This window comes from Parapedobacter luteus (assembly GCF_900168055.1).
In the GTDB taxonomy this organism is placed as follows: domain Bacteria; phylum Bacteroidota; class Bacteroidia; order Sphingobacteriales; family Sphingobacteriaceae; genus Parapedobacter; species Parapedobacter luteus.
The window spans coordinates 13,560-39,917 of record NZ_FUYS01000004.1 but is presented as its reverse complement, the minus strand read 5'-3'; the positions used below and the strand labels follow the sequence as shown (position 1 = coordinate 39,917).

Here is a 26,358-nt window from a genome sequence, read left to right as displayed (position 1 = left end):
CACGCTGGCCGACCTAAAGATTAGCCAAGCTTTCTTCCAACATTTTGATTTTCGCCTCGGCGTCCGCTTTCTTATTCCGTTCATTAGCTACGATTTCCGGCTTAGCATGCTGTACAAAGCGTTCGTTGCCAAGCTTCGCATTTACGGATTTCAAAAATCCGTTGAGGTAATCGATTTCTTTGGTGATGCGCTCGCGTTCAGCTTCGACGTCAATACGTTGGGCGATGCTCACGTAAAATTCGTCTTTTCCTACCAAAAAGCTGGTTGCTCCGGCCTGTTTCCCTTCAACGAAGCTGACGTCTGATACATTGGCCATCTTTTGGATACTTTCAGCATATCGGTTGAAATCGATGCCTGACGAAGCATGGATAGCCAGCGGCAACGGTGTTTTTGGAGAAATTTGCTTAGCATTGCGGAGGTTACGGATCTCCGAAACCACCTGTTGTAGTACGGTGAAATCGCCTAACGCCTGTTCATCGAAAGCTCCCGTTTTGGGATAGTCGGCGATGATGCAACAATCAAGTTCACCCCTCACGCCAAAGAGTTCGTCATGCCAGAGTTCCTCGCTGATAAATGGCATAAAAGGATGGATGAGTTTAAGTACAGATTCAAAGAATCCCTTGGTCGCCTCAAAAGCTTCCGCGGCAATGGGTTGTTGATATGCAGGTTTCACCAGCTCCAGGTACCACGAACAGAAATCATCCCATATGAGCTTGTAGGTGGCCATCAGCGCATCGGATATGCGGTAGTTGCTAAAGTGGCCTTCGATCTCGGCAACCGCTTGGTTGAAGCGATGCGCGAACCAATTAGCGGCTTCACGTTGGGCGGATGAAGCGGGGATGTCCGCGATTTCCCACCCCTTCACCAACCGGAATGCATTCCATATTTTGTTGGCGAAGTTGCGGCCTTGTTCGCAGTAGGCCACGTCAAACATCAGGTCGTTGCCTGCCGGCGACGAAAGTAACATGCCCACACGTACACCATCTGTGCCATATTGTGCCATGAGCTCGATAGGATCAGGCGAATTGCCAAGCGATTTTGACATTTTTCGACCCAATTTGTCGCGCACAATGCCTGTGAGATATACATTTTTGAAAGGAGGCATGCCCCTGTACTCATGGCCGAAGATAATCATACGGGCTACCCAGAAAAACAGGATTTCAGGAGCCGTTACCAAATCACTTGTCGGGTAATAATAGCGGATATCCGCATTTTCCGGATGGCGGGTGCCATCAAATACAGACATGGGCCACAAGCCAGATGAAAACCAGGTATCCAATACATCGTCTTCCTGCCGGATGCCCTCGGCAGACTTGCCTTCCGCTTCAAATAACTCGCGTGCTTCTTCTTCAGTCTTGGCTACCACCCATTCGTTGTGCGCATTGTACCACGCGGGGATACGCTGGCCCCACCACAACTGACGGCTGATGGTCCAGTCTTTGATGTTTTCCATCCAGTGGCGGTAGGTGTTGATGAACTTGTCGGGAATCAGCTTGACCTCGCCGTTCAGCATATAGTCCAGCGCTGGCCTGGCCAGTTCCTGCATCCGGCAGAACCACTGCATGGACAGCTTCGGCTCGATGGCCGCGTCGGTGCGCTCGGAGAAGCCCACCTGCGATTTGTAGGGCTCGGTCTTTTCGAGCTGCCCGGCTTCTTCCAGCAGCTTGGCCACCAACTTGCGGGCTTTGAAGCGGTCTTCGCCGACCAGTATTTGCGCCTTTTCATTGAGTGTGCCGTCGTCGTTGAGGATGTCAATCACTTCCAGGTTGTGTTTCTGCCCCAGCTCATAGTCATTCAAATCATGGGCAGGAGTTACTTTGAGGCAGCCTGTGCCGAATTCCATGTCGACGTACTCATCTTCGATAATCGGTATTTCACGGTTAATAATCGGAACCAAAGCCGTCTTGCCTTTCAGGTGAGCATACCTCGGGTCGTTGGGATTGATGCACACCGCCGTATCGGCCATGATGGTTTCCGGTCGCGTGGTCGCAATGGTCAGGTAGGCGTGCGCATCACCGTCGGCATCCTTCACGGCATAGCGGACATAGTAAAGTGTTTGATTCACTTCTTTGCGGATGACCTCCTCATCCGAGAGCGCGGTGCGCCCCTGTGGATCCCAGTTGACCATCCGTACACCCCGGTAGATGTATCCTTTCCGGTACAGCCGGATAAACGTATCAATCACTGCGTCGGACAGGTCGGGGTCCATCGTGAATTTCGTGCGATCCCAATCGCACGATGCCCCCAGTTTTTCCAACTGTTTGAGGATGATGCCTCCATATTTTTCTTTCCATTCCCAGGCATGTTCAAGGAACTGCTCACGTGTTAAATCTTTCTTATCGATGCCTTTTTCTTTGAGCATCGCGACCACTTTGGCTTCCGTGGCAATGGAGGCATGGTCTGTGCCGGGTACCCAACAGGCATTTTTGCCCTGCATGCGGGCGCGGCGGATCAGCACATCCTGTATGGTGTTGTTGAGCATATGCCCCATGTGCAGTACGCCGGTTACGTTGGGGGGAGGCATCACGATGGTGTAGGGCTCGCGATCATCCGGTGTGGAACGGAAAAAGCCTTTTTCCATCCAGTAACTGTACCACTTATCTTCGGCTTCCTTGGGGTTATATGTCTTTGATATGCTCATTGAATTGCTACACGTTTAAGGGACGCAAACTTAGCCAAACTTAGCAATTAAAGCAAAAATAGGCCGCATTATCCTTAACTTCGCCGGCACAAACCTCAGGTATATGGTATACGTATTGCTTAGTGTGGTGTGTAGTGTTACCGTCTCTGTCATTCTCAAGCTGGCCAGGCGGCACCATGTGGATACCCGGCAGATTATTGTCTGGAATTATCCGGTTACTGTTTTGGGGAGCTGGGCCGTGCTGCGGCCCGATTTCAGTGACGTTGTTATCACGGAGGCTCCGGTAGGCATTTATTTGTCGCTGGCCGTACTGCTTCCGGGTATTTTCGTGCTGCTCAGCGCATCCATCCGGCACACCGGCATTGTCCGTACGGAAGTTGCGCAGCGGCTTTCGCTGTTTATTTCATTGCTGGCTGCGTTTTGGCTGTTCCGTGAAGCCCCCGACACCGGCAAGCTCATCGGTGTTGCTGTAGGGTTCGTAGGCATTTTATGCAGCATCGGCTGGCACCGGGGAAGTAACCAATACGGTCTCAACCACCGGGTGTGGCTTTATCCGCTATCCGTTTTTTTCGGTTATGGCTTGGTCGATATCCTGTTAAAGATCATTGCTCAGCATACGGGCACGCCGTATACCGTTTCGTTGTTTGTCATCTTCTGCCTGGCGATGCTGGTTGCCTTCGGCTACCTGATCGTTATTTTACAAGGTAAGGGGCGTTTTTCCATGCATGCCGTATACTGGGGCTTGGTGCTGGGTGCGTTCAATCTCGGCAATTTTTTGTTTTATATGATGGCCCACCGGGCGTTGCCCGAAAATCCGTCCACCGTATTCACGGGCATGAACGTGGGGGTCATCGCACTCGGCGCGCTTGTCGGCTTGGTTTTTTTCCAGGAAAAATTATCGCGGATCAATAAAATAGGGGTACTTTTGGCCGTTGTATCCGTTTTTATCATTGCCTATTCGTGAATCTGTTTGACGACACATATAAGACGATAGCCGCCCCGGCAGAAGGCGTATTCAGAGAAAAAGGAAGTAAATTCATCGCGTATGCCTATCCGTTGCGACGCGAGACGGAGGTAAAGGATCTGGTCGCTTCCCTGAAAGCTCAGCATCCGAAGGCCAGGCACCACTGTTGGGCTTACAGGCTCACGCCGGACCGTTCCGTTTTCCGTATCAATGACGATGGCGAGCCGTCCGGAACAGCAGGGCGCCCGATACTGAACGTGCTACTGTCGCACGATATAACCAACATCCTCGTGGTGGTCGTCCGTTATTTCGGCGGTACGCTGTTGGGCGTTCCGGGGCTTATCAACGCGTATAAGACCGCCACGCAGGAAGCGTTGGGTGCGGCCGATATCGTGGAGCTCACTGTGAAAGACGTGTACCGCATATCGTTCAGTTACGAGCAAATGAATGAGGTGATGCGTATCGTGAAAGAGGAAGAGTTGGGCGTATTGAAGCAGGATTTTGATAACCGTTGCACCATGGACGTAGCCGTGAGGCGACGGCAGGTTGAAAAGGTACTGGGCAGGCTGGAAAACATGCAACATATTGAAGTGCTTTTTGTCAACTGATGGTGCAGGTCTTGGCACAATCCATGAGTTAATCCGTATATCGCGTTGTTGAGATCCAGATGCTTATCCGCAAGCCGGCGGATAGGGTAGGAGTGCGCCCGGGGCACGGTGGAATTTCTGTGCCACAGGGCGGGATCAGATTAACTTCTGTTCGAGGGCCATCTTTACCAGTACCGCGGTATTCCGTGCCCCCAGTTTCAGTAACAGATTTTTGCGGTAACCTTTGATGGTTTCGGGACTTAAAAAGATTTTCTCAGCAATTTCGGCATTGGTCAACCCTTCGGTTACCAGGCGCAGGAGCTCACGTTCGCGCTGGCTTAGCCAGATGTTTTTTTCCTGCGGCCGCTTCATCAATAGGTCAATTTCATGGCAGAGGAAGGTTTTTCCCGCGGCAACGGCTTGTATTCCGGCCAGCACTTCGTCGGCCATGGCATTCTTTATCAGATAACCCGATGCGCCGTTGTCCAGCATCTGCCGCACAACGGTGTATTCGTTGTGTGTGGTCAGGGCCAGTATCTTCATGCCGGGAAACTGCGTTTTCAGCTCCTTGCACAGGTCGATGCCGCTACCATCCGGCAAGCCCACGTCCAGCAGCACGACATCCGGTTTCCAGAAACCGATGGAAAGGCGGCATGCCGCCGCGCTGTGCGCCACGCCGGCAACGGTGGCTATGCCTGACTCAGCAATCAGTCCCTGGAGCCCCTCGGTCAATATCTTATGGTCGTCAACTATCGCTACTTTTATCATCTTGTTCGTTTGTTGTGAGTTCGAGCTCCACGTGGATTTCAGTACCTTGTTTCGAAGAATAAATGTTCATTGTCCCTTGAAAAGCGGTCACTCGTTGCCGGATGTTCTGCAGCCCCGTGCCTTCGGTTACGGTGCCGGGATCGAAGCCGACGCCATCATCCTGCACGGTAAACGATATCCGGTTTGGTTCTTGCACCAGCTGTACATTAATGCGGGTAGCCCGCGCGTGCTTGAGCGCATTATTGACCAGCTCATGAATGCAGCGGTAGACCAGGATTTCCAGCTTTTCCGGCAACCGCGCTTCATTCCCGAAATAGTGGAAGTCGACGGTCGGAATGGCCTCACAGAAGTCTGATAACGACGCTTTCAGCCCGTAGCGTACCAGCGATTCCGGCATCATATGATGGGCAATGCGGCGCAGCTCCCGGATGGAATCGTCCAGCATGCCCAGCGCCTTTTGGAAGCGCGATACTTCGACTGCTTCCAGCACCCCGCCACTTTTCATTTGCGGCAGGGTGAATTTGACGACAGACAACATGCTGCCCAGCCCGTCGTGCAAATCCCTTGCCAGCCGGCTGCGTTCGGCCGCTTCGCCGTCCAATGCCGCCTGCACCGCAATCAGCTGTTTTTCCTGCTGCAAGCGCATGGTTTCCTGTTCGGCCAGCTTCTGCCGGCTAACGGCGAGTCGGTACCGGAGGGCCGCAAACGCCAAGGCTAAGACGAAGATGATGCTGCCAGCCACGCCCAGCCATGTATAGAGCCGACGTTGTTTTTCAAGCGTCTCGATTTTCAGTTCTTTCTTTTCTGTTTCGTATTTCACTTCCATCGCCGACAACGCCTGCTGGTAGGTTTCGGTGGCATACCGATCCATCACTTCGCGGTAGCGATCCAGGTAGTTTGCCGTGAAATCGGGCTGCCCGAGGTAAGCGTGAGCCCGCGTCAGGTTGGCGTACACGTTCCTCAGAACGTTGATGTTGGTTGAGTCATGCTCCAGCACTTGCCGGGCTGTCGTTGCAGATTGCGCATATTGCTCCTGATGGTAGTGGATATTGGATACGATAATCAATGCATGGGCGATGAGGCTGGGAAACCCAAGGTCCTCCGCCTGCCGTAAAGCCGCTTCAGCGATGGGCATGGCCGCTGAGTAATCATCATGGTAATAATGTACTTTGGCCACGGTCTGCAAGGCCATGTTTTCACTGAACTTATTGCCCGTTTCCTGGTATAGCCTTACCGCCTCTTGTGCATAATGCAACGACTGCAGCTTATCCGTTCCCTTATACAAATGGATATCGCTCAGCGAGGTGTACACGCTGGCCAGCCCTTCCTGATCACCGGTCTGCTCGGCCAGTTTTTGCGCTTTCTCAAAGTAACGCATGGCGTGGTCATAATTGATCATGACCTGGTAAACGCCGCCAATGTTGGAATACAACTTGCCCAGCTCCCTTGGGCTATCTTGCTGCTCAAAGTAGGCTGCGGCCTTCAAATAGTTGTCCAGCGCTTCGTTGTACAGGCCCTGTACTTTGTATAGGTTGCCGTAGGCCGAATGGACCACGGCTTCCAGCCTATCGTCGCCAATCCGCTGTATGATGGGAATCGCCTTATCCAGATGGATGGCCGCCGAATCATAAACCGACCCCATGTAATACGCCACGCCCATATTGCGGTGGAAGACGGCTACCATCCGGTCGTTTCCGGTTCGTTTGGCGAGCGCCAGCCCTTGCGCGCTGAAATCGACCGATTTCCGCATGTCGCTGTCCATGTAAGCCCAGCTCAGATCATCGTATATCGTTATCTTTTCCGTATCGGTCAGCCCACCTTTCTTTACTTCCCGCTCCAGGGAGTCCGCTGGCTGGCCTGCTGCCAGTGGTAGAAGGGTGAGACAAAAGAAGGGTATTCTTTTCATAAGCGGTTAATTTTTCCATGACAAAAGTACTTCCCGGCCACGGTGATAAAAACCCCCTTTAGGGGGGTGTTTGCAGTTTGCTGCCACGCTACCTTTGGCCTGTCGGACCAACTGATGGTTTGATGTCTCAAGTATAACGGAATTTTTAAATGACTAAAGTTATGAAAACAACGTACACTAAAAAAGCGACTGCTGCAATAACCCTTTTTGGGCACCGTCAGGACGGGGCCATCCGGCAGTTGAAAACGTTAATGGCTGCACTCCTGGCCCTGGTCTTATCACTGGTGTCTTGTAAGAAAAACGACATTCAACCGGATGAAGATGACACCGCATTGCAGCATTGCGATGTGGTGATGGTAGAAAGCAACATCACCGAGCCCACCGTCTGGAGCAGGGGCCATGTATACGTCATCGTGGGACGGAATATCTCCGTGCGGGCGCCTTTGACGATTGAGCCTGGTGTTACCATCAAGCTCAAAGACGCCCGGCTGGATGTCATCGATGGCAACATCATTGCAGAGGGAACCGCCAATCAGCGCATCGTGTTCACATCGTTTGCGGACGACCGCTACTGTGGCGATTCCAACGGCGATGGTGCGGCCACGAAAGCGGAAAAAGGAGACTGGCGGGGAATCAACATTACCGGAGGCACCAACAACAGCTTTCTGTTTTGCGATTTCTTCTATGCCGGGCAGAACTCCGGTGGGTACTATAACGCCGTGAATATAGGAGGGACGGCGGCTTCCTTCACCTTTGATCACTGCCGGTTTGCCCATACCTTCTCCAACATCGCTGCGTCATTCCACAATTCCACGGCGTTTTATGCGGGCGGCCTGATGGTCGACCCAACGGTATCTAAATTTACCAATAACGCTTTTTATGACAATGGTAAACCTCTTTATATGAGCATCCGGTATACGCTGGATCCCAGCAATGTATTTCACAATCCTGAGAATCCGTCTGAAACCAACACGCTCAATGGTATTTATGTAACAGACGGAAGTGCCGCAAATGGTACGGCATCCTGGCTTCATACCGAAGTGCCGTACGTAGTTAGTGAATGGATACAAACCTATAACGAAAAAATTATCATCGTTGGACCGGGTGTCGTGGTCAAATTCATGGGTACAAGCTCCGGCATATCCCGGCATGATGCCCGGAATGTACAGTTCCATTCCACGTCCATATTCACCTCGATCAAAGACGATGCCCACGGGGGCGATACCAATGGCGATGGCAATGCCACGGTTCCAGCAGCCGGTGATTGGAGGGGACTGTATAACTCCTATGTGGGCGACCGTTTTTACGAACAGGGACCGAATATTCTGTATGCTGCTAATTAAGAGATAAATAAATAACCCAAAATGAAGAAAACAATTTTAATCCTTAGTGTTGCCCTGATGGCAACGGGGGCGTATGCGCAATCGTTTCAAAAAGGTACCAGCGCGGTCAACGCCGGTGTCGGTTTCGGAACCAACCTGGGCGGCCTGGGCAACGCAAGGCCGGCTGTCAGTGTGTCGTATGAATACGGCAATTGGGAGGTCGGCGGACCGGGCGTTATCAGCCTGGGCGGATACATCGGCAATACCGGATACCGGTACCGCAGTTCGGGCTATACCCAACGGTGGAACTATACCGTGGTTGGTGCCCGGAGCGCCTATCATTACAACGGGTTTGAAAATGTACCTAATCTTGATGTCTACGGCGGTCTGATGCTGGCTTATAATATCGCGAGTTATAAAGCTGAGGGCTACGACGGCCCCAACACGTACGGCAGCGGCCTGGGATTCTCCGCCTACTTGGGCGGCCGCTGGTTTTTCAGCAACAACATCGGTCTGTACACCGAATTAGGGTTCGGCGTGTCCGTCCTCAATGCCGGGATAACGTTCAAGCTATGAGCCACCGATAACCGCTTCCGTGGTTTGTTTGGTACAGGGAAAACTCGATATTGTCAATATTGGTGTCGGTGACGGCCTTTGTCACCGATGCCATTTGTATTCCGCATGGTACCGGTTGACGGCGATCTTGCAAAAAGTTTGTTTAAACAAAATGTAGGGTCGTGCTGTTGTCTTATCGATTTAGTTTGGGTGGTACCAATTATGGGCACAAATGACGCAAATAACAGTGTTTGGCAGACATTCGAGACGATGGAAAGTCGGCAGGCTTTTCTTTCGGCAATTATCGAATCATCCGATGATGCCATTATCAGTAAAGATTTAAAAGGGATCATCACCAGTTGGAACCGCGGTGCGGAGGGCATTTTCGGTTATCGTGAGGCAGAAGTGATCGGCAAACCGATTACCATCCTGATACCCAAAGAACGGCGGAAGGAAGAAGATCACATTCTAAGGCAGATTAGGAAAGGTAAAAAGGTCGATCATTTTCAAACAATCCGGGTAAACAAAGCGGGTACGCGTATACCCATTTCGCTTACGATATCACCGATAAAGGATGGTGACGGGAGAATTATCGGCGCATCCAAAATCGCCAGGGATATTTCCGTAGAAGTCAATGCGCGTCATCAGGCAAACCAGTTACTGAACGAACTTCGGGCAGCCATCGCACATAAAGACAAATTTATCGCACTGGCCAGCCATGAACTAAAGACGCCGCTGACCTCGATATATGGCTACCTCCAGATCATCGCTAAAAAGACACAAGAGCCCATAACACAAAAGTTTATAAGCAAAGCAACGGACCAAGTGGAAAAACTTGAAACTTTGGTCGGACAGCTTCTGGATGTCGTCAGAATTGGAGCAGACAAGCTCCTGTTAAATAAGGAAATGTTCGGTCTTGGTAGACTTGTCGCAGATACGATAAATGTCTGTACCTATACTTTTCCGTCGCATACGTTTCATTTGGAGAGCCTTGAGTCGGAGGTATATATTTATGCCGATAAACAACGGATAGAGCAGGTACTTATCAATTTGCTCAGCAACGCCGTTAAATATTCTCCTTTTTCCGATATGGTGCACATCCGGTTGCATCGCAGCCCCTCATCCGTCACGCTTTCTGTCCTGGATAGTGGTATTGGGCTAACCGCAGACCAGCAATTGAAACTGTTTACCCGCTTTTACCGTGCAGAAGGGGTGGAGAAAATCCAGGGGCTCGGCCTTGGACTATACCTCTGTAAAGCGATCATTGAGCGCCATGGTGGGCAAATTGGGGTAAAAAGTGAGCCGGGCTCGTACACAGAATTTTATTTTACCCTTCCATTAGCTCATGTATCTAATTCCTAATTTTTATTGTCAATGAATATGTCAACAAAAAAAACCGTCGTTGTATTGGAAGACGACGTTGCTATCGGTGAACTTCTTGAATACCTGCTTACCGAGGAAAATATCGAGGTCAAACTGTTCGATAGGGCTGTTCCTTTTGAGCGGGAGATGGAACAGCTCCATGCCGATCTATACTTGTTGGATATTATGCTCCCTGACGGCGACGGTTATGAAATTTGCTGTAAATTGAGGAAAAGAGAGAAAACCAGCCATACCCCTATCTTGCTTATATCTGCCCATTTCGAAAATATTCAGAACGGCTGCAATGCGGAAGGCTTCATAAAAAAGCCTTTTCATATTGATGAACTGATGAACCACGTCAAGCGGCAATTGCAGTAAGTGTTAAAAAAGGTCATTCATATCGTTTCATGATTACGGATTGTAGTTTTTCCTCGTGTTCTTCCCCCCATTTTCCGATGACGCCGATAACAGGGATTAACGTCCTGCCGAAAGCGGTCAGATGATATTCTACCTTGGGGGGAACAACGGGATATATTTCCTTGCTAATCAGTTCGTGTTCTTCCAACTCTTTTAGTTGAATATTAAGTACGCGCCTTGTTGCGTCCGGAATTTTACGTTGCAGCTCGCTCGGGCGCTGATGGCCTTCATTGATAAACCAAAGTAAACGCATTTTCCATTTACCATATAACACCTCACCCACCAGGTCAAGCCCACAATTCAGGTTCGGTAAAATCTTTCTTTCATACATGACACAAAATTATACTTACGTTCAAAAACACACAATAGGGGATAAATTTATCCCCGTCTTACAGGTAAGTGATCTATGATAGCCTTTGCTCGGAGAAGCACGTCTGTGTGGCAGCAACCGAAGATTAATGCTGGTTTAACAAAAGATTTTTATTGCTAAAGTAGGTTTGCGCTGACTGTTGTGGCATATGACTTATACCGAACAAAGCGACCTCGATCTGATAGCGGCGTTAAGGAACGATGATTCAAGGGCGTTGGCCGAGCTATATAATCGTTATTGGGAAAGGCTGTTGCTTATTTCATTGGCCAAGCTCAAGGCTCCGGAGGTAGTGGAAGAGATCGTGAATGACGTGTTTTTCGATCTTTGGAAATCACGCCACCGACTGGTGATAAAAACGTCATTGGCGCATTATCTTTTCGCCATCGCGAAGTATAAGATCTTTGCCCATCTGGCAAAGGCTAAAAAAAGTCCAAGCATCCTTCAACTCGAAACATTGGAGCTGGAACAAACAGGCGTGGCTGCTCCAGACCGAGCAAGCGATCTCATCCGTTTTAAAGAATGCCAGCAACGTATTGAACATGCCGTGGCAGCCTTGCCGGATAAGTGCCAGCTGGTATTCAAGCTCAGCCGTGAAGATGGGTTTTCCATCCAGCAGATTGCCAGACATCTCCGCGTTTCGCCAAAAACGGTGGAAGGTCACCTGAGTAATGCATTGCGGAAACTACGTGTTTCGCTATCCCATCTTGTTTCGCTGTTCATCATCTTCATTCGGTAGTTCCTTTATTGGGCTTTATTGGACTTATCACGAGCCCGGTTGAAATTATCCACATAACATCAAGCTGGCAAAAAAAAATATAGGCAGACCAAGGGTGGTGCGGCTGTTTTGCGCACTACACTTATATAAGCATGCATATGAGCGATCCGGAGAATAAAAGGATTGAAGAACTGGCCAGAAAGTGGGCGGCGGGAAATATTTCGGAGGGCGAGATGAAGCAACTGGACAATTGGTTCCTTGAAGGAAATGAAGGGGCCCAATCATGGCCTGGCGAAGACCGAGATGCCGAGTCACTACAGGCTCGCTTGCGCGGGCGTCTGATGCGCGATGTAAGCAGGCGTAGCGCGGCTGTCCGTTATATCCGGCGTGGTGCCGTTGCTGCAGCGTTGTTGTTGGCCATTGGCGTTAGCTATCAGCTCATCAAAAGAGAAGCGGTAGAAACGCCGGAGGGAAACGCCGCAGTGATGGAGGCTATCGTCCCAGGGAAAGATCGGGCCTACCTAACCCTTTCCAGCGGCAAGACGGTTGAATTGGCTTCTGATCAGGAAACGCTTGTCGTTGAAGGTGAACAACTACAGTATGCCAACGGCCGACCGGTAGGGGCCGAGCTTGACGGTGACAGTGCAGATTGGAACACCATTCAGGTACCAAACGGCGGAAAGTATAAAGTTCGGTTGCCAGACGGAACGCTGGTGTGGCTCAACGCGGGTTCTTCCTTACGTTTTCCTTCCTCGTTCACGGAAACTGGCCGCGCCGTGGCGTTGAGCGGTGAGGCCTATTTCGATGTCGCCAAACAGACAGATGCAAACAACCGGCGCATACCCTTTATGGTGCGAACCAAGCACCAGTCTGTGGAAGTGCTTGGGACGCAGTTTAATATCAATGCTTATGAAGACGAAGCGACAACACGTACGACCCTGCTGGAAGGAAGCATACATGTGCACGTTGGCACACAGGAATATGTGGTGCGTCCCCTGCAAGAAGCGGTCTTGCATCATGGCTCGACACGGGTACAGGTAGGGGCTACCGATACGCTGGAGGCTGTGGCCTGGAAAAACGGCCTGTTCCGTTTCAAAGGGCTGGACATTCATGGCGTGATGAAACAGGTGTCCAGATGGTATGATGTAGAGGTGCAGTTTGCCGAATCCATCCAAAACCGCCGGTTGACGGGGTACGTGTCGCGAGACCTGCCGATTCACCGGGTGTTGGCCATGTTGGAAGAGGTTGGCGAGGTTACCGTTGACATCGAGGACCGGATACTTTATGTAAGGCGCGGAAAACGAGAACAACAAAACAAGTAGTGATAACCCCAAAAAAAATAACGATGATAAAATAAGAAAGTGACAAAAAAAAGCCCGCCCTGAATCAGATTCTGGACGGACAGGATATTACTCAACCCGTATCACAAAGTGCGAAAGAGGATGCCGGGTTGGAGAGTTATATAGTATAACCTTTACAAATTTAAGATGAATTTATTTAAACCGTACAAAAAAGCGTTAGGAAAAACACTATTCATCATGAAGTTAATTGCGATGCTCACGGTCGTATCATGCATACAGCTGCGTGCGGCAACAACATTCGGCCAGACCGTCTCGCTTAATGCCAGGAATGTCTCCCTTGAAACCATATTCGAATCAATCCGCAATCAAACGGGTTATAATTTCCTGTTTTTGGATGGAGAGGCGATGTCGGAGGAAAAAGTAACCATACAGGGCCGGGGCGAATTGAACCAGATGCTTAGCAAGCTGCTGGACGCACGCGGATTGGCCTACAGTATACAGGATAATACCATTTTAGTGACAAGCGCCAGAAAGGCGCATCGTGCTAAAACGATACCGCCAAGGAGTACCGACGTTCTCCAACTTCCCTTCAGGGGAAAGGTGCTCGACGAACACGGCAATCCTTTGGAAGGTGCTACGGTCCGCCTGAAAGGCACCGATCGGATTACGGTTGCTTCGGAAGACGGAAGTTTTTCGTTTCTGCAACTGCCAAAAGATGCAATCCTGGTGATTTCGTTCACCGGTTACCAGACCAGGGAACTGGCCGTCAGTAGTGAGGAGGCCGATATCTTTCTTGTTCCTGAAGCGATGGATCTGTCGGAAGTCGTTGTCGTGGGGTACGGCACTCAAAAGCGCGCTACCGTTACCGGAGCGGTGGCGACGATACAGCAAGCCGAGATCGTGCAGACGAAGAACGAGAATGTACTCAATGCACTGACCGGCCGCGTTCCCGGTCTACGGGTAAGGCAGCAGAACAGCGAACCTGGATTATTCGGCACATCGATGGACATCCGTGGTATGGGGAGTCCATTGGTTATCATCGATGGCGTACCCCGGAATAACATTGAGAAGCTGGATCCAAACGATATCGAGAGCATATCAATCTTGAAAGACGCTTCTGCCGCGATTTACGGGGTCCAGGCTGCTAACGGCGTGGTGCTGGTGACCACCAAGACCGGCGCCGCAGATAACGCGTTCAATATTGATTACAGTGGCAGTATGATTTTACAAGCGCCCTCAGGCTTACCGCGTACCGTCGGTGCTGTCGATTATATGCGTTTAGCCAATGAGCTTGACATGAATCGCGTAGATGGTGCCGGAACTTGGCGTTATTCTCAAGAGTTGATCGATGCTTTTCTCTCCGGTGAGCTGCAGTCGACCGATTGGAACAGCGCCGTCATGCGGAATCATGCCCCACAAGGGCAGCACAACCTGAGTATCTCCAATGGAAACGACCGGACTAGGTATTTTACGAGCATCGGGTATCAGTTTCAGGAGAGCTTTTTCAACAGTGATCGCGGGTTTAATTATGATAAGTTTAATCTGCGGGCAAACCTCACGTCCAAGCTTACCGATGACCTTACATTTGATCTGAAGACAAGCGCCATCACCGATCAACGAAACCGGACGCAATTTAGCAGCGACCGGATTATCCGGGCAACTTGGCGCCAGATCGCAATCGATCCGATCTACGCCAATGGTACGATGCCGTATTATTACCAAACCACGATCTCAGAGGCCAATAATCCCGTAGCGTGGATCGACAGTGATTACGTGGGGTACATTCGGTATCAAAACAGGGTGTTCCAGTCGTCAGCATCTTTAAAATACGATGCGCCGTTTCTGAAAGGATTGAGTGCGGAGGTGTTTTATAGCTATGATTATAGCCTGAACGAGGAGAAAAATTTTTCACGGTCGTATGAACAGTACCGTTACGATGAATCGTCGGGTACGTATTCGCCTTTTATACACCAGTCTCCAAGTTCAATCCGAAGGGATTTTAATGAACAACTTTCGTCCCTTTACCGGTTTTCACTCGGTTATACCAATACGTTCAACAATGCACACCATGTCAATGCCGTGGTGGTACATGAAGGCCGCCGGCAACAAGGTGACGGTTTTTATGCGTCGCGGCAACTGAGACTGGATATTGATGAGTTATTTGCCGGTGACGCCGATAATCAGCAGGGAAGCATGGATCCATCCTTGCGGTATGATTACGCGTACGAATCGTTCATTGGCCGTCTGAATTATGATTACCGAGGCAAATACCTGGTCGAAGGGGCGTTCCGGGTGGACGGTTCTTCCAGATTCCCGACCAATAGCCGGTGGGGGTTGTTTCCGGCCGCTTCCGTAGGTTACCGTATTTCAGAGGAGAACTTTTGGAAAAACTCGTTCCTAAACGTAATCAGCGAATTGAAAATACGGGGTTCTTACGGGGTCATGGGCGACGATTCGGGCATCAATTACCAGTTTGTCAGCGGGTATAATTATCCGGTTGGTGCGGCTTTCTTCGGCGGCAATTACGTGAACGGTGCTGCAAGTACCGGAATCCCCAACTATAACATCACGTGGTTCGAATCCGAAACGTTCAACGCCGGATTCGACATGGCGCTCTGGGACGGCTTGCTCGGCGTTACGTTTGATGTGTTCAGACGGAATCGTACCGGCATGTTTGCTACCCGGCAGGGGGCAATACCCGGGATGATCGGCGCTGAATTTCCACAGGAAAATCTCAACTCCGACCGGAATGATGGGTATGAGCTGGTGATAAACCATCGCAGCTCGATGGGCAATGTAAAGTACACTGTGGGGGGCAATATCGCATTGACCAGGCTACGTGATATGCATGTGGAGCGTGCAGCTGACCGGAGTCACTATCACAATTGGAGAAACAACACCCAGCATCGATACAAGGGTATTTGGTGGGGCTTGGAAGCCGGAGGGCAATACCAGAGCTTTTCGGAGATTGCCGAATTTCCGGTTTATACGAGCCGGAGCGAACTTCCAGGAAACTACTATCACGTAGACTGGAATGGCGATGGGGTTATCGATGATCTGGATATGCGTCCCATGGGATTCAGTGCTGCGCCGTTGTTGAACTTCGGGCTTACAGCCAGCCTATCATATCAGGGCTTTGACTTTTTTATGCTATGGCAGGGCGCTGCTTTATCGCATGTATATTACAATGAAATTCTGCGGCAGCCACTATGGTCAGGGTATGACAATACGCTGGATCGGTTTCTCGATCGATGGCGTCCGGTAGATCCTACTGCTGAACCTTATGATCAACGAACGGAGTACATTGCAGGAAGGTATCCCATGCCGGGCTCACCTTATCCGGGAAGGGAGTCAGAATTCAGTGTATATAGCAACCGGTACATCCGCTTGAAGAATGTAGAGCTCGGCTATACGCTTCCGAGCACGGTAATCCGCTGGATAGGCATCCGCAATGCCAGGTTTTCGATAGGAGGGTATAACTTGCTGACGTTTTCCCCAGTGAGTTTCGTCGATCCTGAGCACCCGGAGAGCCAAGGCGGCTACATGTACCCGTTAAATAAAACTTACAACATCAGTCTTTCCTGTAAATTCTAAACTAACATGAGAAATTACCATCGTAAACTGCTGATTTTCTTATCAGCCAGCTTTTTTCTTGTTTCGTGCACAAATTTGGATATACCGCCGGTTAATCTTTTGCGGGATGAAGATGTATTTACCACGAGGAATGGTATCACCGCTTATTTCGCAAGGATGTATGCTGCATTGCCTTTGGAGGATTTCCGATATTCCCACAACAGGGCATGGAACAATGAACGGGTCACCCACAATGTGGCAGGTATCACGGGGGAAGCAGTCGGCCGCGACACGCAAATGCGCCCTGCGGCTCACTGGTTCCAGGAAGGGTATGCACTGCTGAGGGATGTGAATGTATTTATCCGGACGTTGATGGAATACGCCGACCATCATGACGAGCGGGATGTCCAGCACTGGCTGGGCGAGGCCCGCATGATCCGGGCATTTGCCTACGCGACCATGGCGAAGCGGTACGGCGGCATCCCCATTGTCAACGAGGTTATCGACGACTTTGAGCTTGCTGCACTTCCAAGGAATTCAGAAGAAGAAGTGTGGGACGCCATCGAAGCTGATTTTCAATATGCCATAGACAACATGTATGAAACGTCGGTGGATGGCCGCTTCAACAAGTATGCCGCCGCTGCTTACAAGGCGCAGGCGATGCTGTATGCAGCGTCGATTGCCAATTTCAGTACCATCCGGCTGGAGGATACCCGCAATGGCAGTGCCTTGGTCTGCGGGATTCCGAAGGCGCGTGCCGCTTCGTATTATCAGTGGGCCTATGAAGCCGCCAAGATGGTCGATGAAGGGGGCTACCGGCTTTATTTCGATGATTGGCAGGAGGGGAATGCCGAAGCGCAATACCAGAACTTTCTCAACATCCACCATAAGGTGCCCAACTCGGAGTCCATCTATGTGCGGTACTTCCGTTATCCCGAGCTGACCCATTCATGGGATGCCATCTACGGACCGTTGCAGTTAACCAACGGCGGGCTTTCGGGAGGCCTTACGCCTTCTTACGACTTGGTCCGCGAATTCGACGGGATCGGTGATTTCGTTGATCAAAACAACAAATATATCTTGTATGACAACACGATGGGGCCATTCCAGCATGCGGAACCCCGGCTCCGCGCAACGGTATTGCTGCCGGGGGATGTATACAAAGGATCGGTCATCGAAATCTATCGCGGCATTTACACAGGAAGTTACCCGGCAGATGGCTTAACAAAACTGTATGATATCAACGATAACTTCAGCCTTTATCAATCCAATAGTCATCTCCTGACTTCGATCAGCGATATTGAACAACGCTATTATACGTTGCCCAACGGGCAGACCATGCGCGCCGCGGGGCTCAGTGGTGCGTTCAGCAGCGAAAACAGGGGCTCACGGACGGGATTCCTGCTCCGCAAGCTGATGGATCCCACAATCCCTGCGGCGGAAGTCGATAATTTCCGGTCGGAATCGGATTGGGTGGATATGCGCTATGCAGAAGTCCTGCTGACACGAGCAGAGGCCGCGTACGAGTTGCATGAGCTGGGACATGACGGGGGTAACTACCTCGGTGAGGCATATGATATCATCCAACAGATCCGTCGGCGGGCAGGGGCTGACCTCATGACGACGCAAGCCGCGCTGAACCGTGAAACGATACGCCGCGAGCGGAAAAAGGAACTGGCATTCGAGAGCAAGGCATATTGGGACCAAGTACGCTGGCGCGTGTTTACTGACCTGTTTCCAGATAATCCCGTGCGTAAACTGAAGGGAGCGCTTGCGTTCTATCTGCCGACGGAAGACAAATGGTTTTTCGACGTGAAGGGCGTGGAACTCGGCAATGCCGAGCGGGTGTTTCTGGAAACTTGGTATTACTTACAAATACCGGTGGACCAAATCAGTAGAAACCCGAATCTTATACAAAACCCGGGCTATTGAGATACGACAATATAAAGGTTTGAATATTAAAAAACTATTGAATATGAAATGTAAATCGTTAATCGGCGGCTCTGTCGTGGCAGTCCTGTTTTTTTTCAGCGCTTGTATGAAAGTTGATAACTATGCGGCACCTGAAGAAACAGTGCGCGGGCGAATCGTCGATACGGAGGGCCGTCCGGTATTTGCAAACGCTGGCTCAAGCTCGGTACGGATTAAGATGCTTGATTACGGCTATAGTGATAATCCTTCGGAATACTACCTCAACGTGGGCATGGATGGAAGCTACATCAATCATAAAACTTTCGCCAGTACCTATACGATGGTGCCACAGGGGCCATTTGTGCCCGTTGCGGGCCGCGAGAACGTCGAAGTCAGGGGCGATACAGAAGTTGATTTTGTCGTCGAGCCTTTCTTTGTCATCGAGTGGGGAGAACCAGCGTTAATACCCAATGCCAATGGCACTGTTACGGCCAATGTGCGCATCGCCAGGGGTACCGACAATCCAGCCTATCAGGGCGACTTGAGTCAGGTACTGTTATTCATCAGCACGACACAATACGTTGGTTCGAATAATTACGACACCCGTCTGACATCGGTATTGACCGGTGCAGCAGCAAACGCGTTTCTGAATGTGGATGCTTCGATTACTTCAACAGCATCGAACGGAGTCGAACTCCAAAGTGGGTATACTTACTATGTACGGGTAGGTGCTCGGGGAGCAATGAATGGAGAGGTTCCCGAGGCGTATAATTTCAGTGAGGCAAAAAAACTTGTAATGCCTTGATTTCGTAAATAATTTAAATGGCTATAAAAATGAATCGACTCAAATGGTCAGTCCGCAACATCGCGGCATGGACACTTTTATTTTGTCTCCTCTGCGGAGCAGATGTAGTTGCTCAGACAGCGACGGGCTATGTTTATGTAGATAGCAATGGCAACGGAAAGCGCGACCGCCGCGAGACGGGCGTACCCAATGTATCGGTGAGTAACGGTCGGGAAGTCGTGCAAACCGATGCCACCGGGCGCTATGTGCTTCCAGTAGGGGAAGACAATATCTTGTTTGTCATCAAACCATCGGGATACCGGGTCCCCGTGGATTCGCTGATGCTTCCGCAGTTTTTCTACATTCATAAACCGGAAGGTTCGCCGACAACGATGAAATACCCCGGGGTAGCACCTACCGGTCCGCTGCCCAAGGAGGTCAACTTTGCACTGGTTCCGCAAGAAGAACCGTCGCAGTTCCGCACGCTGGTATTCGGGGATCCACAGGTATACTCACAGCAGGATATCGCTTGGTTCCGCAAAGGGATTCTGGAAGAAGCGCGTGGTGTAGACCAAGTGGCCTTCGGAATCAGCTTGGGCGACCTGGTGGGCGACAACTTGCTTCTTTTTGCCGATTATAAGCAGGAGATGGCGGCTGTTGGTATTCCATGGTACAACATGGTCGGCAATCACGACCTCAACTGGGAAACCGGCGTAGACTCATTGACCGACGAAAGCTTCGAGGCACATTTCGGGCCTGCGAATTATGCATTCGAATATGGAAATGCCCATTTTATCGTACTCGATAATATCCTTTCGCCTGACCCCAGGAAGAACAGCGGCTATTGGGGCGGATTCCGAGAAGACCAGTTGGAGTTTGTGAAGAATGACTTGGCACATACGGACACTTCCAAGCTCATCGTGCTCGCCTACCACATTCCGATGGCTGGGCGCTCGTTCCGCACGGAAGATCGGAACAGGTTATTTGAATGCCTGAAGCGCCATCCACACGTCATGATGATGTGCGGGCATACCCACCTGCAGCGGCAGAACTTTTACACGAAAGCGGAGGGCTGGCTGCATGAAAAACCGTTACACGAATATAACGCCGGGACGACGTCAGGCGATTGGTATTCGGGTGAACTGGATGAAAACAACGTGCCTTATGCCACGATGCGCGACGGGACAGAAAAGGGTTATGCATTTTTGAATATCGACGGGAATCGCTATACGATCGATTATAAGGTAGCGGGAAAAGACGCAGCCTATCAAATGAGCATATTCGCCCCCTCGGTCGTCGCCCACCGGCGTGATACACGGGCTGATTTCTTTGTGAACTTCTTCATGGGTACTGAAGACAGCCTCGTGGAATACCGGATTGGTGACGGCGAATGGGAAGCAATGGTACACCATGTAGCTATTGATCCATCGTATTATACACGTTTCCTTCGTTGGGATTTAACCGAAACGCTGATGCCGGGTAGGCGTCCATCCAATGCGGTGCCGTGTAACCACTTATGGCGGGGATCGATCAGTGCAGAACTCCCGGTTGGTACCTATACGTTACAGGTCCGGGCGAAGGATATGTTCGGGCGGGTATTTTTCAGTGAGCGGCCTGTGCGTATTGAATCGCCTCAGCGACTGCCAGAAGTGTTATAGCCCGATTTGAGCAAATGAAAACCAGATCCCCGGACCGCTGTTGGCCGGGGATTTTTTATGCGACAGACAGCAAAGTTAATTATTCTTCTGCCGCTCTGATTTCATAGGTGCTTTCTTGTACAAATACCTGTCCATAGTCGTCCGTCGCCCGTACTTGGATGCGATGTAAACCCAAACCACGGTCGTTGGGAAGCGGGGCCCACCACAGGTGAGAGCAATCGGCCGGCTCCGTTGGCCGGCGGCCGGGGAAAAGCGTGTCAGCCGTGTCCCAGCGATACAATTCGGCAACGTAAGCCGGATCCGGCTGTAATATGTACCGCATAGGTTTCCATTCCTCATCATCTATCCGATACTCCACATTACTCCCTTTATGTCCCATGAAGAAATTGGCGTATATCCGGCCTCGGCCCTCCCACCAGATGGTACCGAGTACTTTTCGGTGAAATAAGCCAATCTGGTAATCCGCTGGCTTACCGGCTACCTTAAAGTTCGCCGTATATCGGTTACCCGAAATATTCAAATAGACATAGCCCCGCGGCGTACCATCGCTCATCGTCGCATCGGCTACGCCATGTTCGTTGATGATACCCGAATACCAGTTGCCGCAAGTAGCCCCAACATTAAACTCATGCAAAGGCGTCTCGTTGGGCCAGCCATCTTCCTTCCCATAGAAAAACTGCTGATGCTGATGGGTATGAGCCGAAAGGGCCAAGACGTTTGAATAACCGCGGAACAGTTCAAACAGCCGTTGGCGGTCCGGCTTGCGGAAGGAGTTTTCATTGACGATATTCATCTGGATATGATTAACCAACACGATCAGCTGATCTTTACCAACATGCTTCAAGTCGTTTTCGACGAAGGCAAGCTGTTTTTCACTGTAGCCGGCCCACAAGCCCTTGCGCCCGCGCGGATCGGGATAGAGGTTGTTGTCCATCACGATGAAATGAGCCTGCCCATAGTTAAATGAGTAAGTGGCCGGGCCGAAATTTGCTTCAAACGTTTCGTCATGGAGGGAATCAACAGGAGCATCCATGTTCAGGTCATGATTCCCGATCACATTATACCAGGGGATACCCACCTTACCCATCAACAGGATATAATCCTGATGCATTCCCAAGTCGTTCTGGACAATATCCCCCAACGTGATACCCATCGCTGCGTCATCTGTGCCGGCGATTTCCGAAACGATCCCTTTTTCAAAAAAACCAAGTTCACGTTGGTCCAGGACTTGCGGATCGCCGAGCACCAACATCTTAAAGGTGCTGTCCTCTCGTTGGGGAACTAAGGCGAAATCCACGGACTTCGGCAGCGCGCCAGTGGGCTTAACCCCCGGATACTCCAAGTTACTGGGTGAACCCATCGGCTTGTGGATGTAATAAAATTGAGGTTGGTTATGCGTATTGAGCGGCACGCGGTACCCAGAAGGTTTGATGACGAAGATAATGTCATCATGGCCAATCGGTAGCTCGTAGCGCCCGTTCCGGTCAGTCTTTACCACTTCCCTGCCATTGCTCACGGCGATACCGGCCAGTCCTTGCTCATTCCGATCGCGGATACCGTCATTGTTTGCGTCATGGAACACATAACCTGTCACGTTATCCTGTGCCTGTAAAAGCGTGCAGCAAAGGATTGATAAACCAGCCAATAAAAGATGTATTCGTGTCATTGTTCTTATCCGTGTTATGTTGTATTGTAAATCGGTCACTGTTTCAATATTGTCATCCGGATGGCGGGCGGGATGTTCACCACTTCACCGCCGGCTATTTTGGGATGCGCGAGCTGTCCGCCATCGGCAAGTACTACCTTGCCATTCCTCAGTACCGCCGGCACGGCTTTTCCACTCGGGTGATAGTTTCCGGGAATCGGCACATCCCCCGGTTGCCCGAGCCGGACGATTTCCTTCCCTACGTTATAGATAATCCATTCACCGCTATGTGCATGGAATGCCGCAATATCCGTTCTCCCGTCAACATTATAGTCTGCCGGAACGGGAATCAGTTCATCGGCCGCATAGCCCTCAAAGCGCTGATTGCCCATCATATAAATTTGCAGCACACTCCGCTGCGGATTGAAAACCGCAACATCCATTTTCCCATCGCCGTCGTAGTCGCCAGGCACCGGGATGGATCTTGGCCCACCAAATTTGACGGGCTCCAGCCCTTGGATATACCATGTTCCCACGGCCGGGCGGAATACCGCGATGTCTGCATACCCGTCGCCGTCGTAATCACCGGGCACGGGAATATCTCCCTGCTGGCCGAAGTGGACTGTATCCTTCCCCTCAATGATAAATATGCCGGCATCGGGCCGGAATACCGCCCGGTCGGTCTGTCCGTCACCGGTATAGTCGGCCGGCACAGGAATGTCGCCTGCTTGTCCCAAGGCAACCTGCCCTTCCGGACCGCTCCACACCCCCGCATCGAACGTCGTGATATCCGATCGGCCATCGTTGTCGAAATCAAACTGACGACCGGCATTGGTATTCATAAAAAGTGGTTTTGTAAAGTGGCTGTCCTCGTCGGTTTCCTCTTGGCTGGAATATGGCGAAAACGTCCGCACGGCGATGCGGTCTTTTTTGGGATGGAACGTAAGCAGCCGCATCAATCCATTGCCTCCATTTTCCCGGCCTTGGTAATCAGATAACATGATTTTGACCATTTGGCCAGCATAGCACTCTTGGCGATAGCCCTCGCCATTTTGCCCGACGTGACCACCAAGCATTAAAAAGAGGTTGGGGCATCTTTTCAGCCGGTCGTACAGCCTGGCGCCCTGCTTCGAAAATTCAGCAAATCCTTTTTCGTTGGTACCAGCCTTCCGGTTGTTCCCAACGACAGCATGACTGACCACAATCGCTTTCCGGTCGGCATGTTCTTTCAGCACGTCAGCTGCCCAATCATTCATGTTTTCCTGATCTTCATCCAGCATGTCGTATTCGACGTAAACAACCACAAAATCCATCCCCCCAGCCGAAAACAAATCATAATGGCTGTCATTGTCTTGACGGTAATGCCCGCCGTACCAAGGTTTACCCCTAAAATGGTCAACCCCGAAATAGCGGTTAAAAGACGTTGTCCTGTCACTCAGTGCACGTTGTCCTGGCGATTGGTCGTGGTTGCCTACAGCTGTCCCATAGGGAATCCCATGAGGCATACCGGGCAAGGGGTCCTCCAGGGCATATAGCGCCTGAGCGGCGTATTGCCAAGCCAACGTATCTTGCTCTCCGTAGTTCACAATATCTCCAAGATGCACTACATACTGGATGTTCTCCGATTTCTGATTGTTTCTAATCCATTCGGTTTGAGCAAAAAACATCTCTTTCTTTCCCCCGTGCACCTCAGCGGTGTAAAACTGCGTATCGGGTAATACCGCAATCGAGAAGGCACCTTCTTCATCTTCAAAAGAAGGCAGTGAAAATCCCGGTAGCAGTATGAATACTGCCAAGAGCATTAAAAAAAATCGATCCTTCATGGTTGTTCCTCCCTTGATAGCGGTGCATAGACAGTGTATTCCGTGAAAAACGTATCAATGGCTAAAGTATCCGGCATGAACGCAGTCCGGTAGGTGATCGCGGAGTTTCGCTGCCAATCCGGAAGTCGCGTGGTTTCACGGAACAACGGCGGGCGGCCGCTGACACGCACGGGCTCCTCGCGGATCGCTACAATCCGGCCATCCTCATGTGTGTACCGGATATCCATGAAAACGGCCTGCATATTAACCCCATACCAATTGATTTGCGCACCTTTAAAGGCCGGAATATCGCCTTCCTGAGGCAGATCCAGCCATTCAACTGATCGTACCAGTCGATTGCTAATCGTTTGGTGATAGGTTTCCCCGTAAACCTCGCCGATGACCTGCGAGCCGACGGAACGGTTTCCAAGGCTGTCGTACGTATAGACATCAAAGGTATACAGCCCTTCTTCCATATCGGGAAGTATCACAGTAATCGTATCTATGTCGGCACTTTTCTGGATGGGCACTGTTATCGAGTCTGTGCCATTATTCCAATACACCACAGTCCGCACGACCTTGGGATCAGATACAATGAGCCATTGCAGTGCGATACGCTGATCCCCTGGAAAGGCCCGCAGGGAATCGGCTTTACCGGGGTAAATAATTTCGCCCCCCTGTAGGTATTGAGCATAGGTGTCTTCCATTTTCTCGCATGCCTGCCCGAGCAGTAGCAAAACGACGGCTAACAGGAGAACCGACAAGGCATTTATTTTTTTCATCTTTTGCGTATTCGATATGTTCATTATTGATTGCGCTGTCCCCAAAGTGAGAGTTCATTGATATGAAGGAATCCAAATTCGCCCTGAATGGATGCCCAGTTGTCTATGTGCTTCCAAGCGAGATAACGAACAGCAGGAGCGTCCAAAACAAAGTCATATTCCTGACCTGCCGCGGCAACCGCCCGGTCGTCTGCCGAATTCTGACCAACGGGCAATCCCGATGGCTTTTCCATGACCTCATGCGCGATCAGTACCCAGCTATCCGGATCCTCGGGTGTGTTCGTACCCCATATTTCCCATTCATGTGGGTTGCCATGAGAGAAGTATCCGCCAGCAACAGAACGTTGCCAAATCTGGTAGCGGCTCAGCTTAATGGGCTCCCCCAAATCAAAGGGGATCCAGATGGGCATTTCGAGTCCCGATCTCGTGTGGAAAAAGCTACCGACATTGCCATCCCACAGGTTGGTAATCGGATAGGCACCGGAATAATCCAAACCTTCCAACATGGGATTTCCAGACACCGGTAGAATGCCCACTTGAGGCACTGGATAACGCCCCCGTACATCCCTCCAATTGGATTTGCTGATCTCCTCTTCATAAATCGGCGTGAGTTCGGTCACCAGCGTATCGGTATGATTGTCCCAACGATCCCTGACGAAAATCCCGAACCGATAAGGTTTTGATTCCAGTCCCCGCACGGCAAATTGATCTTTCGTCAATCCGCTGTAATGCGTGCCGATCTCCTCCCATTCATTCAATTCCTGATCCCACCGCAGGGTACCGACGACCACATTGCTGTTTACACTCCTGCTCGCTGCGTGCGGGTTTTCGAAATTGACCACGATACCACCGAATGTTTCCTGCACGTCCAGCGACTCGAACACCGAAAATACCGGCGCTTGCAGTGGTTTGATAACTGCCGTTACCGGAGAGGAGGTCTCCTCGGCACGGCTTACCGCATAGAGGGTCACTTCCCGCTCGTTCTCGTCGCCAAAGCCTTCCAGCACAATATTATTCGTCAGGTAAGACGCTTTCGATTCGACTTCTTCTCCGTTCAATAAATACACTGCCTTTACATAAAGCAGACTTTCATCGGACGGCAAAACGTAAGATATCCTGGCTCCTCCGGCCAGGTTTTCCACCCGGACGTCACTTACTGGCCCGGGGATACCGCCCCTCCGGTCAATCGGACCGAAATTGTCATCAGAACAGGACAGCAAGGCTAACACGCCCGCCAGGACAAGTATCAGCCGTATATAGAATTGTGTCATAACCCAGTTTTTTTTATTTATTGA

Annotated in this window: 20 protein-coding genes; 12 read left to right on the top strand and 8 right to left on the bottom strand. The window is 50.8% G+C overall.

The window, feature by feature from the left end; all coding sequences use genetic code 11:
• Positions 1–13: 13 nt before the first annotated feature.
• Positions 14–2,641: a valine--tRNA ligase gene (locus B5X72_RS09195; protein WP_079716592.1), complete on the bottom strand. Its 2,628-nt coding sequence runs from the start codon at positions 2,639–2,641 to the stop codon at positions 14–16.
• Positions 2,642–2,744: 103 nt separating this feature from the next.
• Between B5X72_RS09195 and B5X72_RS09190 the strand changes: the two genes are divergently transcribed.
• Together B5X72_RS09190 and B5X72_RS09185 are read left to right on the top strand one after the other, a co-directional pair.
• Positions 2,745–3,605, top strand: coding sequence for an EamA family transporter (locus tag B5X72_RS09190; protein WP_079716591.1), 861 nt, complete (start codon positions 2,745–2,747; stop codon positions 3,603–3,605).
• Positions 3,602–4,213, top strand: coding sequence for an IMPACT family protein (locus B5X72_RS09185; protein ID WP_079716590.1), 612 nt, complete (start codon positions 3,602–3,604; stop codon positions 4,211–4,213). Before B5X72_RS09190 ends, B5X72_RS09185 begins: the two co-directional genes overlap by 4 nt.
• A gap of 135 nt (positions 4,214–4,348) precedes the next feature.
• Here B5X72_RS09185 and B5X72_RS09180 read toward each other — a convergent pair whose 3' ends face one another.
• A complete protein-coding gene (locus B5X72_RS09180; protein ID WP_079716589.1) occupies positions 4,349–4,960 on the bottom strand; it encodes a response regulator in 612 nt (203 codons plus the stop codon).
• Positions 4,938–6,866 carry a tetratricopeptide repeat-containing sensor histidine kinase gene (locus B5X72_RS09175; RefSeq protein ID WP_079716588.1) on the bottom strand — a complete coding sequence of 643 codons (1,929 nt, stop codon included), beginning with the start codon at positions 6,864–6,866 and terminating at the stop codon, positions 4,938–4,940. Before B5X72_RS09175 ends, B5X72_RS09180 begins: the two co-directional genes overlap by 23 nt.
• Before the next feature lie 161 nt (positions 6,867–7,027).
• Here B5X72_RS09175 and B5X72_RS09170 point away from each other — a divergent pair, with 161 nt between their 5' ends.
• The 4 genes from B5X72_RS09170 (at position 7,028) to B5X72_RS09155 (ending at position 10,483) form a co-directional block, all read left to right on the top strand.
• Positions 7,028–8,209: a hypothetical protein gene (locus B5X72_RS09170; protein ID WP_079716587.1), complete on the top strand. Its 1,182-nt coding sequence runs from the start codon at positions 7,028–7,030 to the stop codon at positions 8,207–8,209.
• Between the two features lie 21 nt (positions 8,210–8,230).
• A complete protein-coding gene (locus B5X72_RS09165) occupies positions 8,231–8,764 on the top strand; it encodes a hypothetical protein (protein WP_139378622.1) in 534 nt (177 codons plus the stop codon).
• 201 nt (positions 8,765–8,965) lie between these two features.
• The gene (locus B5X72_RS09160; protein WP_176146148.1) at positions 8,966–10,105 is read left to right on the top strand and encodes a PAS domain-containing sensor histidine kinase; all 1,140 of its coding nucleotides are present in this window, start codon (positions 8,966–8,968) and stop codon (positions 10,103–10,105) included.
• A gap of 18 nt (positions 10,106–10,123) precedes the next feature.
• Complete coding sequence (locus tag B5X72_RS09155; RefSeq protein WP_176146147.1) at positions 10,124–10,483, top strand: response regulator transcription factor; 360 nt, start codon at positions 10,124–10,126, stop codon at positions 10,481–10,483.
• A 13-nt stretch (positions 10,484–10,496) separates the two neighbouring features.
• On the opposite strand, the gene B5X72_RS09150 is transcribed toward B5X72_RS09155, so the two are convergent.
• Positions 10,497–10,853: a winged helix-turn-helix transcriptional regulator gene (locus tag B5X72_RS09150; protein ID WP_079716583.1), complete on the bottom strand. Its 357-nt coding sequence runs from the start codon at positions 10,851–10,853 to the stop codon at positions 10,497–10,499.
• A 187-nt stretch (positions 10,854–11,040) separates the two neighbouring features.
• On the opposite strand from B5X72_RS09150, the gene B5X72_RS09145 reads away from it, so the two are divergent.
• The 6 genes from B5X72_RS09145 (at position 11,041) to B5X72_RS09120 (ending at position 20,834) form a co-directional block, all read left to right on the top strand.
• Complete coding sequence (locus B5X72_RS09145) at positions 11,041–11,628, top strand: RNA polymerase sigma factor (protein WP_079716582.1); 588 nt, start codon at positions 11,041–11,043, stop codon at positions 11,626–11,628.
• Between the two features lie 137 nt (positions 11,629–11,765).
• The gene (locus B5X72_RS09140) at positions 11,766–12,929 is read left to right on the top strand and encodes a FecR family protein (protein WP_176146146.1); all 1,164 of its coding nucleotides are present in this window, start codon (positions 11,766–11,768) and stop codon (positions 12,927–12,929) included.
• 216 nt (positions 12,930–13,145) lie between these two features.
• Positions 13,146–16,502, top strand: coding sequence for a SusC/RagA family TonB-linked outer membrane protein (locus B5X72_RS09135; RefSeq protein ID WP_176146145.1), 3,357 nt, complete (start codon positions 13,146–13,148; stop codon positions 16,500–16,502).
• 6 nt (positions 16,503–16,508) lie between these two features.
• The gene (locus tag B5X72_RS09130; RefSeq protein ID WP_079716579.1) at positions 16,509–18,413 is read left to right on the top strand and encodes a RagB/SusD family nutrient uptake outer membrane protein; all 1,905 of its coding nucleotides are present in this window, start codon (positions 16,509–16,511) and stop codon (positions 18,411–18,413) included.
• A gap of 106 nt (positions 18,414–18,519) precedes the next feature.
• Complete coding sequence (locus B5X72_RS09125; RefSeq protein WP_176146144.1) at positions 18,520–19,197, top strand: DUF3823 domain-containing protein; 678 nt, start codon at positions 18,520–18,522, stop codon at positions 19,195–19,197.
• Positions 19,198–19,226: 29 nt separating this feature from the next.
• A complete protein-coding gene (locus tag B5X72_RS09120; RefSeq protein ID WP_176146143.1) occupies positions 19,227–20,834 on the top strand; it encodes a calcineurin-like phosphoesterase C-terminal domain-containing protein in 1,608 nt (535 codons plus the stop codon).
• Between the two features lie 79 nt (positions 20,835–20,913).
• Here B5X72_RS09120 and B5X72_RS09115 read toward each other — a convergent pair whose 3' ends face one another.
• From B5X72_RS09115 to B5X72_RS09100, 4 genes are read right to left on the bottom strand one after another with little or no spacing between them, the layout of a single operon-like run.
• The gene (locus B5X72_RS09115) at positions 20,914–22,500 is read right to left on the bottom strand and encodes a calcineurin-like phosphoesterase C-terminal domain-containing protein (protein ID WP_079716576.1); all 1,587 of its coding nucleotides are present in this window, start codon (positions 22,498–22,500) and stop codon (positions 20,914–20,916) included.
• 35 nt (positions 22,501–22,535) lie between these two features.
• Complete coding sequence (locus B5X72_RS09110; RefSeq protein ID WP_217698120.1) at positions 22,536–24,275, bottom strand: metallophosphoesterase; 1,740 nt, start codon at positions 24,273–24,275, stop codon at positions 22,536–22,538.
• Positions 24,276–24,298: 23 nt separating this feature from the next.
• Complete coding sequence (locus B5X72_RS09105; protein ID WP_176146142.1) at positions 24,299–25,063, bottom strand: DUF4998 domain-containing protein; 765 nt, start codon at positions 25,061–25,063, stop codon at positions 24,299–24,301.
• A gap of 23 nt (positions 25,064–25,086) precedes the next feature.
• Positions 25,087–26,334, bottom strand: a complete 1,248-nt coding sequence (locus B5X72_RS09100) for a DUF5000 domain-containing lipoprotein (protein WP_079716573.1) — start codon at positions 26,332–26,334, stop codon at positions 25,087–25,089.
• Positions 26,335–26,358 lie beyond the last annotated feature (24 nt).

Coding starts and splice junctions, on each gene's coding strand:
- B5X72_RS09195 (WP_079716592.1), bottom strand. CDS start 2,641: ATGAGCATATCAAAGACATATAACCCCAAGGAAGCCGAAGATAAGTGG.
- B5X72_RS09190 (WP_079716591.1), top strand. CDS start 2,745: ATGGTATACGTATTGCTTAGTGTGGTGTGTAGTGTTACCGTCTCTGTC.
- B5X72_RS09180 (WP_079716589.1), bottom strand. CDS start 4,960: ATGATAAAAGTAGCGATAGTTGACGACCATAAGATATTGACCGAGGGG.
- B5X72_RS09175 (WP_079716588.1), bottom strand. CDS start 6,866: ATGAAAAGAATACCCTTCTTTTGTCTCACCCTTCTACCACTGGCAGCA.
- B5X72_RS09170 (WP_079716587.1), top strand. CDS start 7,028: ATGAAAACAACGTACACTAAAAAAGCGACTGCTGCAATAACCCTTTTT.
- B5X72_RS09165 (WP_139378622.1), top strand. CDS start 8,231: ATGAAGAAAACAATTTTAATCCTTAGTGTTGCCCTGATGGCAACGGGG.
- B5X72_RS09160 (WP_176146148.1), top strand. CDS start 8,966: ATGGGCACAAATGACGCAAATAACAGTGTTTGGCAGACATTCGAGACG.
- B5X72_RS09155 (WP_176146147.1), top strand. CDS start 10,124: ATGTCAACAAAAAAAACCGTCGTTGTATTGGAAGACGACGTTGCTATC.
- B5X72_RS09150 (WP_079716583.1), bottom strand. CDS start 10,853: ATGTATGAAAGAAAGATTTTACCGAACCTGAATTGTGGGCTTGACCTG.
- B5X72_RS09145 (WP_079716582.1), top strand. CDS start 11,041: ATGACTTATACCGAACAAAGCGACCTCGATCTGATAGCGGCGTTAAGG.
- B5X72_RS09140 (WP_176146146.1), top strand. CDS start 11,766: ATGAGCGATCCGGAGAATAAAAGGATTGAAGAACTGGCCAGAAAGTGG.
- B5X72_RS09135 (WP_176146145.1), top strand. CDS start 13,146: ATGAAGTTAATTGCGATGCTCACGGTCGTATCATGCATACAGCTGCGT.
- B5X72_RS09130 (WP_079716579.1), top strand. CDS start 16,509: ATGAGAAATTACCATCGTAAACTGCTGATTTTCTTATCAGCCAGCTTT.
- B5X72_RS09125 (WP_176146144.1), top strand. CDS start 18,520: ATGAAAGTTGATAACTATGCGGCACCTGAAGAAACAGTGCGCGGGCGA.
- B5X72_RS09120 (WP_176146143.1), top strand. CDS start 19,227: ATGAATCGACTCAAATGGTCAGTCCGCAACATCGCGGCATGGACACTT.
- B5X72_RS09115 (WP_079716576.1), bottom strand. CDS start 22,500: ATGACACGAATACATCTTTTATTGGCTGGTTTATCAATCCTTTGCTGC.
- B5X72_RS09105 (WP_176146142.1), bottom strand. CDS start 25,063: ATGAAAAAAATAAATGCCTTGTCGGTTCTCCTGTTAGCCGTCGTTTTG.
- B5X72_RS09100 (WP_079716573.1), bottom strand. CDS start 26,334: ATGACACAATTCTATATACGGCTGATACTTGTCCTGGCGGGCGTGTTA.